The organism is Bacillus sp. JJ1773, assembly GCF_036962035.1.
In the GTDB taxonomy this organism is placed as follows: Bacteria; Bacillota; Bacilli; order Bacillales; family Cytobacillaceae; genus Cytobacillus.
This window is the reverse complement of sequence record NZ_JBALNX010000033.1, coordinates 5906-17681: the sequence shown is the minus strand read 5'-3', so window position 1 is coordinate 17681 and position 11776 is coordinate 5906. Positions and strand designations below refer to the sequence as shown.

Here is an 11776-nt window from a genome sequence, read left to right as displayed (position 1 = left end):
ACCTCTCCAAAGTGTTTACTAGCTTTTATAAATTTCTAATTTGGGAAAAATTCCATCTCTCAATAGTATTGAAACAAACCTTTCGTTTTAAACATTTCTCTTAAGCAAAATTCAATTTTTTCTTGCTTTTTTGCTAGATTCATCTATACTTTTTCTCATGTTTGTAATTATTCAGATTGGGAAGTATAAAAAAGAATTGTTATCGACAGTAAATAATCGATTTTTTTACGGAAGGAATGGTTAGATAAATGGGACTTTGGTTTACTGAAAAACAAACAGAGAATTTTGGCATTACAATGAAGGTTAAGCAGACTTTACATACAGAACAGACAGATTTTCAAATGCTTGAAATGGTGGAAACAGAAGAATGGGGCAATATGCTTTTACTAGATGGCATGGTTATGACTTCAGTGAAGGACGAATTTGTTTATCATGAAATGGTTGCTCATGTGCCGTTGTTTACACATCCGAACCCTGAAAATGTTTTAGTAGTTGGAGGCGGGGACGGCGGAGTGATTCGCGAAGTTCTTAAGCATCCAAGCGTGAAAAAGGCAACGCTTGTTGATATTGATGGAAAAGTCATCGAGTATTCTAAAAAATACCTACCGGAAATCGCAGGCAAACTAGACGATCCGCGTGTGGATGTTAAAGTTGGCGATGGTTTCATGCACATTGCAGAAAGCGAAAATGAATACGATGTGATTATGGTTGACTCCACTGAGCCTGTTGGTCCAGCTGTGAATCTTTTTACAAAAGGCTTCTATGCAGGGATTTCCAAAGCTTTAAAGGAAGACGGAATTTTTGTCGCGCAATCAGACAACCCTTGGTTTAAAGCCGATTTAATTCGCAATGTTCAAAAGGACGTTAAGGAAATTTTCCCGATTACACGTCTTTATGTGGCGAACATCCCAACGTATCCAAGCGGATTATGGGCGTTCACCATCGGTTCTAAAAAGTATGATCCACTAGAGGTTAGCGAAGACCGCTTCCATGAAATCGACACAAAATATTATACAAAAGAGCTTCATCAGGCTGCTTTTGTATTGCCGAAATTTGTGAAGGATTTAGTGGAGTAAATTTTTAGTACCAAAATATATGCGTGTTAATGGGCAGTAAAATGTCGATTGGCTGATAAATCGTTGAATTTGGCTGATAAACTGTTTTTTAGATAAAAAAGTACATGTGATTTAGCATTAATTCAAAAATATCGCTGATTATAGCACTATCAAGGGGCTAGAGACCCCAAATTTAATACGAACGAGGGATGACAGTGGTGCGTTTTGATGAAGCATACTCTGGCAATGTTTTTATAAAAAGCCATCCGAATTACGAAGAAAGTGAAGCGGTCATTTACGGAATGCCGATGGACTGGACCGTCAGCTACCGTCCGGGCTCCCGTTTTGGTCCTGCGCGCATTCGTGAGGTGTCTATTGGGCTCGAGGAATATAGCCCTTATTTAGACCGTGAATTAGAAGAAGTGAAGTATTATGATGCCGGCGATATTCCGCTGCCATTCGGAAATCCGCAGAAAAGCTTGGATTTAATCGAGGAATTTATTGACCAGCTTTTAGCAGAAGGTAAATTTCCGATTGGCATGGGCGGAGAGCATTTAGTTTCATGGCCGGTTTTTAAGGCAATGTATAAAAAATATCCGGATTTAGCGATTATTCACATGGATGCACATACGGATTTACGTGAGAATTACGAAGGGGAGCCATTATCCCACTCGACACCTATCCGCAAAGCCTGTGATCTAATCGGGCCTCAAAATATTTTTTCCTTTGGTATCCGTTCTGGAATGAAGGAAGAATTCAAATGGGCAAAAGAAGTCGGCATGCACATTTCGAAATTTGATGTGTTAGAGCCGTTAAAAGAAATTCTGCCAAAGCTTGCGGGACGTCCCGTATATGTAACGATCGATATTGATGTGCTTGACCCTGCTCATGCTCCAGGAACTGGCACTGTGGACGCAGGCGGCATTACATCGAAGGAGCTTCTGGCTTCCATTCATGAAATTGCCCGCTCCAATGTAAAGGTAGTTGGCTGCGATCTTGTAGAGGTTGCACCTATATACGACCCATCTGAGCAAACAGCTAACACGGCGAGCAAGCTCATTCGCGAAATGATTTTGGGCTGGGTGAAATAAGAAAAAGCGGAAAGGACTGAGCTTATCTTTTTAAAAAGCGATGACGGAGACAGAGGTCTCCGTTTTTTCCATTTTTAAAATAGGCTATAGTAAACCTAATACAGGGAAGAGTAGAACCTTTCGCTAAAGTCTACTATAATGTTACGAAAAGGATGTGTGGCCGTTGTCTACTAGACCAGCGGAGCAAATGCCTGTTAAAATTAAAGTAAAGACAGACATTCGAGATGGGCAAAGCAAAGATACTTTTGAACTCATCGCATTTGGTCGATACTATATAAAGGAAAATGCCCGGTTTCTTCAATATGAGGAAGCGATGGAAGAAGGAATGGCCAAAACAATCATCAAGGTATCCGATAAAGAAGGTCTTATTATGCGAAGCGGCGCTGTGAGAATGAGGCTCCCTTTTATCATGAATAAAAAGCTTAAGGGAAGCTATCATACACCTTATGGCGTGTTTGAGATTGAAACGATGACAAAAAGGCTGGATCACCAGTTTAACGAACAAACCGGGAACGGCTCTATCGACCTTTTATATGAATTGAAAATGCAAGGCGCAAGTTCAGGTACATACCATTTATCGATTACATTCGAAGAGGAGGAAGAAAGTTGAACAGTGTAGAGCAAATGCAAAACAAACTGAAAGAAGAAATTAAAGCGGCTGTGATCAAAGCGAATCTAGCAACTGAAGAACAAATGCCAAACGTTATTTTGGAAACGCCGAAGGAAAAGGCGCATGGGGATTATTCCACGAATATGGCGATGCAGCTTGCACGCGTAGCGAAAAAGGCGCCGAAAATGATTGCCGAGGCGCTGATTGCGAATTTTGATAAATCGAAAGCCTCCATTGAAAAAATGGAGATTGCGGGCCCAGGGTTTATTAATTTTTACATGGACAATAGCTATTTAACGAATTTAATTCCAGCTGTTCTTGAAGCAGGCGATCAGTACGGAGAAACAAATGTTGGAGCGAATCAAAAAGTTCAGGTTGAGTTTGTATCCGCCAATCCGACTGGGGACCTTCACCTTGGCCATGCTCGTGGTGCGGCTGTAGGGGATTCTCTATCCAATATTTTAGCTAAGGCTGGCTATGATGTTTCCCGCGAATACTATATTAATGACGCAGGCAACCAGATTAATAATCTTGCGTATTCAGTGGAAGCACGTTACTTCCAAGCACTAGGATTGGAAAAAGAAATGCCTGTAGACGGCTACCACGGCGAGGATATTATTGGGATTGGGAAAAAGCTTGCTGAGGAATTCGGCGACAAATATGTTCATGTGGATGAAAAAGAGCGCTTCGATTTCTTCCGTGAATATGGATTAAAGGTTGAAATGGCGAAGCTGAAGACTGACCTAGAGGAATTCCGTGTGCCGTTTGATGTGTGGTATTCTGAAACATCTTTATATCATAATGGAAAAATTGATACGGCTTTACAAGCATTGAAGGACAATGGCCATATTTTTGAGGAAGAGGGGGCAACCTGGTTCCGCTCTACAACTTTTGGCGATGATAAAGACCGCGTTTTGATCAAAAATGACGGTTCCTATACGTACTTAACACCAGATATTGCGTACCACAAGGATAAGCTGGAGCGAGGCTTTGAAAAGCTGATTAATATTTGGGGTGCTGACCATCACGGCTATATTCCTCGTATGAAAGCAGCTATTCAAGCATTAGGCTACGACCATGATACACTTGAAGTAGAAGTTATTCAGCTCGTTCATTTATATAAAAACGGCGAAAAAATGAAAATGAGCAAACGGACAGGAAAAGCGGTAACGATGCGTGATCTAGTGGAAGAGGTAGGATTGGATGCAACTCGCTATTTCTTTGCGATGAGAAGTGCGGACACGCATATGGACTTTGACCTGGATTTAGCCGTTTCCGAGTCTAATGAAAATCCTGTTTATTATGCGCAATATGCGCATGCACGGATTTGCAGTATTTTACGACAAGGCGAGGAGCAGGGATTATCTGTGAGCCGCTCTGCCGACTTCTCCTTAATTTCGGCTGTAAAGGAAATAGACGTTTTGAAGAAGCTGGGCGAATTCCCGCAAGCAGTAGGGGAAGCCGCACAAAAACGATTGCCGCATCGAATCACTAATTATATTTTCGAATTGGCATCGGCGTTCCACAGCTTCTACAATGCTGAAAAAGTATTAGATACCGACCACCCAGAACGGACGCAAGCACGACTTGCTTTAATCAAAGCAGTTAAAACTACATTGAAAAATGCACTTGCCCTAATCGGAGTTTCGGCCCCGGAGAAAATGTAAAAAGATTGCTGACATGTAAAAGAGAGGCAGAGCCCCATCGAGCGGGCCCTCCCTCCTAATTACGTGCCAGCTTTTTTGTTTTTTTCCAAAACTTTCACGAATTCAAGAAAAACAGGAACTAAAGGATATTACAAAAACAATATAATCAAGTGCGCCGCCCATTCCTTAAATGACCGGATTGGGTTAAACTGGTTTAGTTTTGCGAGCGTCATTCGTTCGGATTGGCGAATGTCTGATTGAATTACCTGCCGCACCTTCTGAATAAAGTCATAATCATAGATATAACAATTAATTTCGTAGTTTAAAAAAAAGCTCCGAAAATCAAAATTTGTCGTGCCAATATCACAAATATTATCATCGATAATAAGAGTTTTAGCATGGTAAAAGCCATTTTTAAATTCGTAAACAGCCGCACCCTGCCTAATTAATTTTCTAAAAAAATAATACGAAGCTTCCTTTACAAGAGGATGGTCCGATGTCTTTGGGACAAGTACGGTAAGGTTGACACCTCTTGAGAGGGCATTAGACAATTCACGCAGCAGTTTTTGGCTGGGAATAAAATAAGGTGTTCCAATGGTAATATTCGTTTCTGCCTTCCGAATTAGCATAGTATAGGTATCCTCCAGAAACGCACCTTTAGAGGGAATTAATTGATGTCTGCACGGACCCTGAGGGAGTGTAGGAAAATAGTTTGGATGATCCAGCAAATCCTCTTTGCTATCATGACGCCAATCAGTCAAAAATTCCTTTTGCAGTCCGTTTACACCTTCACCCTCAATCTTCAAATGATAGTCTCGCCATGGACTCAGTTTAGGATCTAAATCGATGTACTCCTTGCCAATATTGAAACCGCCGATATAACCGATTTTTCCGTCAATGACTGTAATTTTTCTATGATTGCGAGCCTGCAGCGTATAGAACAGGAAAGGAAACTTAGGCCGCTGGGAAAAAGAAAACTGAATACCCTCACTCTCTAAAGACTGGATCGTTTTTTTATCAATCAGATGGCTCCCAAGCCAGTCCAGAAGGAGGCGGACCTCAACTCCTTCCCGAGCTTTTTGCTTCAGGATATTTAAGAATTCTGTACTAATTTGATCGTCCTTAACAATATAAAATAATATATGAATGTGAAGCTTTGCTTTTTTTATTTCCGAAAAAAGATCCTCGAATAATGCCGGTCCTTCTGTAAAAATATCCAGGCTGCTATTCCAAAAGGGATACTCCTTCTTTGTCTGTTTGCTTAATTGATTTCTTCGTCCAAAATAAAAATCAAGTGTCAGCCAAAGAGCGATCAAAAGAACGATTATTAAAAGAATGGAGGTTACTTTCATTATTTCTCCTCCTCGTGATGGTTTCCAATTATTATCTCCAGCCCAATCATTTATATGATTTTTTTAAAGCAAGCAGTCAATCAGAAATAATTTTTAAAATAAAATGTGTTGACTGAATGCTCACTCATAATATAATAGAGACAAGGAATAATTTCTGAAAATTTTATCGTATTGAAAATTTTTGAATTATAAGCTAGACAATCCATTTTAAGAGGGGAGAGCTAACGATAATGACAGGATTGTTGTGGGTGAATCTAATTGGATTTCTCCTTGTAACCGCTTACGCAGTCAGTTTATTTGTGTATGTTGTTAAAACGAGAATTGAATATATCAAACTCGGAAAGAAGGTAGAGTTTGATAACAACGTTAAGGAGCGTCTAGGAAAAATTTGGGTTAATGTCTTTGGCCAAAAGAAGCTGTTGAAGGATAAGAAAAGTGGAATCATACACGTCATGTTTTTCTACGGGTTTATTCTAGTCCAATTTGGCGCCATTGATTTCATCATTAAAGGAATCAAACCAGGTGCGCATTTGCCTCTTGGACCTCTCTATTCAGGATTTACGTTTTTCCAGGAGCTTGTTACCTTAATGATACTGATTGCTGTGATTTGGGCCTTCTATCGCAGATATGTGGAGAAGCTTGTCCGTTTAAAAAGAGGCTTTAAATCAGGTCTAGTGCTTATTTTTATCGGTGGATTAATGCTTTCTGTTTTACTTGGAAATGGAATGAGCATGATCTGGCACGGACATGAAGCGGCATGGACTGAGCCAGTTGCATCTGTCATTGCGGGAGCCTTCTCATGGATGGGGGAAACCGCTTCGATTGTTGTATTCTATATCGCTTGGTGGATTCATTTAATTTTCTTATTAGCCTTCCTTGTTTATGTGCCACAATCCAAGCATGCGCACTTAATCGCAGGACCTGCCAACGTCTATTTCAACCGTCTTGAGAAGCCGGGCAAATTAACAAAAATTGATTTCGAAGATGAAACACAGGAAAGCTTTGGTGTCGGCAAAATTGAAGATTTCAATCAGCTGCAAATGATTGACTTCTATGCTTGTGTGGAGTGTGGGCGCTGTACGAATATGTGTCCTGCAACGGGAACGGGCAAAATGCTGTCACCAATGGATTTGATTCTAAAGCTTCGTGATCATTTAACGAATCATGGGGCAGCCGTTACTTCCAAACAGCCGTGGGTGCCAACCTTTGCTTTCTCGAATACAATGGGCAATCAGATTGCCTTAGCTGGTGCAGGAAAAGCGGCAGAGGAAGCAGCTGCTGGATTAGCATACAGCCCAAGCTTAATTGGGGACGTCATTACAGAAGAAGAGATCTGGGCTTGTACGACTTGCCGTAACTGTGAGGATCAATGTCCGGTTATGAATGAGCATGTCGATAAAATTATCGACCTTCGCCGTTATCTTGTTTTAACAGAAGGAAAGTTAGATGCAGACGCACAGCGTGCAATGACGAACATCGAGCGTCAAGGAAATCCTTGGGGATTAAACCGCAAAGAGAAGGAAAACTGGCGTGAAGCACGCGAGGATGTTCATGTACCAACTGTGAAAGAAATGAATAAAGCTGGGGAAGAGTTCGAGTACCTATTCTGGGTAGGATCAATGGGTTCATTTGACAACCGCAGCCAAAAGATTGCTCTTTCTTTTGCTAAATTAATGAATGAAGCGGGTGTGAAGTTTGCCATTCTTGGAAACAAGGAGAAGAACTCTGGAGATACACCGAGACGTCTTGGAAATGAGTTCTTATTCCAGGAGCTAGCGACAAAAAATATAGAGGAATTTGAAAAGGCTGAAGTGAAGAAAATCGTCACAATCGACCCGCATGCCTATAATATTTTCAAAAATGAATACCCTGATTTCGGGCTGCAGGCAGAGGTTTACCATCATACGGAAATCCTTGCAAAGCTTGTTGAGGAAGGAAAGCTGAAGCCGCAATATCCGGTAAATGAAACGATTACCTTCCATGATTCTTGTTATTTAGGACGCTATAACGAGGTTTATGATCCGCCGCGTGAAATTTTGAAATCCATTCCAGGTGTGAAGCTTGTGGAAATGGAGAGAAACCGCGAAACTGGCATGTGCTGTGGAGCGGGCGGAGGCTTAATGTGGATGGAGGAAGAAACTGGCCACCGCATTAACGTATCTCGTACAGAACAAGCATTAGCCGCAGGTCCATCCATCATCAGCTCAGGCTGTCCATACTGCCTAACGATGCTATCGGACGGAACGAAGGCGAAGGAAGTGGAAGAAACCGTTCATACTTACGATGTAGCAGAAATTCTTGAAAAATCCGTCATCGGGGAGAAGCAAACTTTAGTTTCTTAATAAAATGATTAGTTCAGCTCCAGTTGGAAGATATTTCCGAAAATTGGAGCTGAACTATAAGAATTTTTCGTAAAGTATTTCAATTTTAACTATTTTTAAAGTAAAATAGAATTATAGATAAAGCGCTTACAATATAGGGGTTATTTTTTTGGATGGACATTGAGCGAGCGTTCAGTCGTATGGCTTGATCGCTATGAATCAATTGGGCAGGAAGGTTTGAAAAAAATAAGTAAAACAAAGGAGAGATTCTGATGGGAAGAACCGTAATTTTAGGTGGAGCAAGAACGCCATTTGGTAAGTTTGCTGGGGGATTAAGCAGCTTTTCGGCTTCAGACCTTGGCGGTTTTGCTGTAAAAGAGGCTTTAGCTCGTGCTGGTGTCAAACCGGAGGAAGTCGGTGAAGTCATTCTCGGAACGGTACTGCAAGGTGGGCAAGGCCAAATTCCTTCCCGTCAGGCTGCAAGAAAAGCAGGGATTCCGTGGAAAGTGAAAACAGAAACCGTTAATAAGGTTTGTGCTTCGGGCATGCGTAGTGTCACATTAGGGGATCAAATCATCCGCCTCGGTGATGAAGAGGTAATCGTGGCTGGTGGAATGGAATCAATGAGCCAAGCTCCTTATTTTCTGCCAACAGCTCGTTGGGGATTACGCATGGGGGATGCACAAGTTAAGGATTTAATGACACATGATGGATTAAGCTGCAGTTTCACAGGGGTTCATATGGGGACGTACGGAAACGAAACGGCGGAAGAAATGGACATTAGCCGGGAAGAGCAAGACCGCTGGGCTCTCAGAAGTCATGAATTGGCCATTGCTGCAATGGAAGCTGGAAGGCTAGCGGAGGAAATTGTTCCAGTCTCGGTGCCGCAAAGAAAAGGAGAACCCATTATGATTTCCGAGGATGAGTCTCCTCGAAAGGATACTTCCATTGATAAATTGGCGAAGCTTCGCCCGGCATTCGGTCCAGAGGGCACGATTACGGCCGGCAATGCGCCTGGTGTGAATGATGGAGCGGCTGCATTAATCCTAATGAGCGAGGAAAGAGCTGTTCGTGAAGGAAGAAAGCCTGCAGCGGTTATTCTCGGTCACACTGCCATTGCGGTGGAGGCGAAGGATTTTCCAAAAACACCAGGGCTTGTGATCAACGAGCTTTTGAAAAAGACTAGGAAATCCGTTGAGCAGATTGATCTTTTTGAAATTAATGAGGCATTTGCAGCTGTCGCGCTATCAAGCGGAAAAATTGCCAGTCTTGACGAAAATAAGGTCAATGTAAATGGCGGTGCGGTCGCGTTAGGGCATCCAATCGGTGCGAGTGGAGCGAGAATTATCCTGACATTAATGCATGAATTAAAACGTCGAGGCGGCGGAATCGGCATCGCGGCGATTTGCAGCGGCGGCGGCCAAGGCGATGCCATCATGATTGAAGTTCCGAAAAACTAAATGAACGGCTAAATTCGTTATTTGTCGGCCCATGTTAAATTTGTCAGCCAATTTAGCCTATTTATCAGCCAAATCAAATTTAACACCCCAATAATCATCAGCCAATATATACATTCAACCGAACGGAGGAGCAAAAATGAACGTACAAAAAATCATGGTAATCGGAGCGGGTCAAATGGGCTCTGGGATTGCCCAGGTTTGTGCACAAGCAGGCTACAGCGTGCTTTTAAATGACCTAAATCAGGAATTTGTTGATCGCGGTCTAGGTGTGATCAGAAAGAACCTTTCCCGTCAAGTTGAAAAAGAACGGATGACGGCCGAGCAAATGGAAGAGATTCTAAACAATCTCACGCCATCTACGGATCTGCAGGATGCCAAAGCTGTGGATCTTATTATTGAGGCTGCTGTGGAAAATATGGAGATCAAAACGAAAATATTCAGCCAGCTGGATGACATTGCGCCTGCACACGCCATCCTCGCAAGTAATACGTCATCGTTACCAATCACAGAAATTGCAGCTGCCACAAAGCGGCCGGAAAAAGTGATTGGCATGCACTTTATGAATCCAGTTCCTGTTATGAAACTTGTAGAAATCATCCGCGGTCTTGCAACAGCAGATGACGTCTACCAAACAATTGAAGACATTACGAAAACGCTCAAAAAGGTACCAGTTGAAGTCAATGACTTTCCGGGATTTGTGTCAAATCGAGTGCTGATGCCGATGATAAACGAAGCCATTTTTACCCTATATGAAGGGGTTGCTTCTAAGGAAGCCATCGATGAAGTGATGAAGCTTGGTATGAATCATCCGATGGGGCCGCTTACTTTGGCGGATTTTATTGGACTTGATACTTGTCTATATATTATGGAAACACTTCATGAGGGCTTTGGTGACGATAAGTACCGCCCATGCCCGCTGTTAAGAAAATATGTGAAGGCCGGCTGGCTGGGACGTAAAACAGGCAGAGGCTTTTATACGTACGAATAGGCATTTCCTTAAATAAAAATCACCCGATAGGAATAACGGAGGGCTGCAAATGAACCTGAGATTTACAGAAGAGCAGGAAATGATGAGAAAAATGGTGCGAGACTTTGCCCAATCCGAAATAGCACCTTTTATTGAAAAAATGGAGCAAGGCGAGTTTCCACGTGAAATTCTAAGAAAAATGGGGGAGCTCGGCCTAATGGGAATTCCCATTCCGGAACAGTATGGCGGTGCGGAAATGGATTTTACCTCCTACATCATTGCCATCAATGAGCTATCAAAGGTGAGTGCAACGATTGGCGTTATCCTTTCCGTCCATACCTCTGTAGGGACCAATCCAATCCTTTATTTCGGTACAGAGGAACAAAAGAAAAAGTATATTCCGAAGCTTGCCTCAGGCGAATATCTTGGCGCCTTCTGCTTAACAGAGCCGAGTGCCGGATCTGACGCGGGAAGCCTGAAGTCAAAGGCTGTTAAAAAAGGTGACCATCATGTGATCAACGGATCCAAGGTTTTTATCACAAACGGCGGGGAAGCGGATGTTTATATCGTATTCGCCTTAACTAATCCTGAGCTCGGAAGCAGAGGGATTTCCGCTTTTATCGTTGAAAAAGATACGCCGGGTCTTGTGATCGGAAAAGACGAGAAAAAGATGGGCTTGCATGGCTCCAGAACGCTTCAGCTAAGCTTTGAGGATATGAGAGTTCCGGCTGAGAATCTACTTGGGGAGGAAGGACATGGCTTTAAGATTGCCTTGGCTAATTTGGAGGTAGGCCGAATCGGTATTGCCGCCCAGGCGCTTGGAATTGCAGAAGCGGCTCTTGAAGCGGCGGCGGAATACGCGAAAGAGCGTGTCCAATTCGGAAAGCCGATTGCTGCTCAGCAGGGGATCGGATTCAAGCTGGCAGATATGGCTACGGCTGTTGAAGCATCGAAGCTCTTAATCTATCGTGCAGCTGATCTTCGCCAAAGAGGAATCAAATGTGGAATGGAAGCCTCCATGGCAAAGCTGTTTGCTTCCAAAACAGCTGTCGAAGTAACAACAGAGGCCATCCAAGTATTTGGGGGCTATGGCTATACAGAGGATTATCCAGTTGAACGATACTTCCGTGATGCGAAAATCACCGAAATCTACGAGGGTACGAGCGAAATTCAGAGATTGGTTATCAGTAAGCATCTTTAATAGCGAACTCACTTAAAACACTAATTATGACGGTCTCCTTATGCGTATTTCCAAAGGACCTCATCCAAAACGC

9 protein-coding genes are annotated in these 11776 nt (G+C 42.6%); 8 read left to right on the top strand and 1 reads right to left on the bottom strand.

Annotated features, from left to right (window positions below; genetic code table 11):
* The first annotated feature begins 248 nt into the window (after nt 1-248).
* From speE to argS, 4 genes are all read left to right on the top strand, one after another.
* Complete coding sequence (gene speE, locus V7127_RS08670) at nt 249-1076, top strand: spermidine synthase (protein WP_335484926.1); 828 nt, start codon at nt 249-251, stop codon at nt 1074-1076.
* A gap of 197 nt (nt 1077-1273) precedes the next feature.
* Nucleotides 1274-2146, top strand: a complete 873-nt coding sequence (gene speB, locus V7127_RS08665) for an agmatinase (RefSeq protein ID WP_335485178.1) — start codon at nt 1274-1276, stop codon at nt 2144-2146.
* A 163-nt stretch (nt 2147-2309) separates the two neighbouring features.
* Nucleotides 2310-2756, top strand: coding sequence for a DUF1934 domain-containing protein (locus tag V7127_RS08660; RefSeq protein WP_335484923.1), 447 nt, complete (start codon nt 2310-2312; stop codon nt 2754-2756).
* Complete coding sequence (gene argS / locus V7127_RS08655; RefSeq protein ID WP_335484920.1) at nt 2753-4423, top strand: arginine--tRNA ligase; 1671 nt, start codon at nt 2753-2755, stop codon at nt 4421-4423. The genes V7127_RS08660 and argS overlap by 4 nt, the downstream gene beginning before the upstream one ends.
* Nucleotides 4424-4551: 128 nt before the next feature.
* Here argS and cls read toward each other — a convergent pair whose 3' ends face one another.
* Nucleotides 4552-5754, bottom strand: a complete 1203-nt coding sequence (gene cls, locus V7127_RS08650; protein ID WP_335484917.1) for a cardiolipin synthase — start codon at nt 5752-5754, stop codon at nt 4552-4554.
* A gap of 230 nt (nt 5755-5984) precedes the next feature.
* Between cls and V7127_RS08645 the strand changes: the two genes are divergently transcribed.
* The 4 genes from V7127_RS08645 (at nt 5985) to V7127_RS08630 (ending at nt 11703) form a co-directional block, all read left to right on the top strand.
* On the top strand, nt 5985-8096 hold the full coding sequence (locus V7127_RS08645) for a (Fe-S)-binding protein (protein WP_335484914.1): 2112 nt from the start codon (nt 5985-5987) through the stop codon (nt 8094-8096).
* 251 nt (nt 8097-8347) lie between these two features.
* Entirely contained in the window at nt 8348-9535 is a 1188-nt protein-coding gene (locus V7127_RS08640; protein WP_335484911.1) for an acetyl-CoA C-acetyltransferase, read from the top strand.
* Nucleotides 9536-9671: 136 nt separating this feature from the next.
* Nucleotides 9672-10523 carry a 3-hydroxybutyryl-CoA dehydrogenase gene (locus tag V7127_RS08635; RefSeq protein WP_335484908.1) on the top strand — a complete coding sequence of 284 codons (852 nt, stop codon included), beginning with the start codon at nt 9672-9674 and terminating at the stop codon, nt 10521-10523.
* A 49-nt stretch (nt 10524-10572) separates the two neighbouring features.
* Nucleotides 10573-11703, top strand: coding sequence for an acyl-CoA dehydrogenase (locus V7127_RS08630; protein WP_335484903.1), 1131 nt, complete (start codon nt 10573-10575; stop codon nt 11701-11703).
* Nucleotides 11704-11776: the final 73 nt, after the last annotated feature.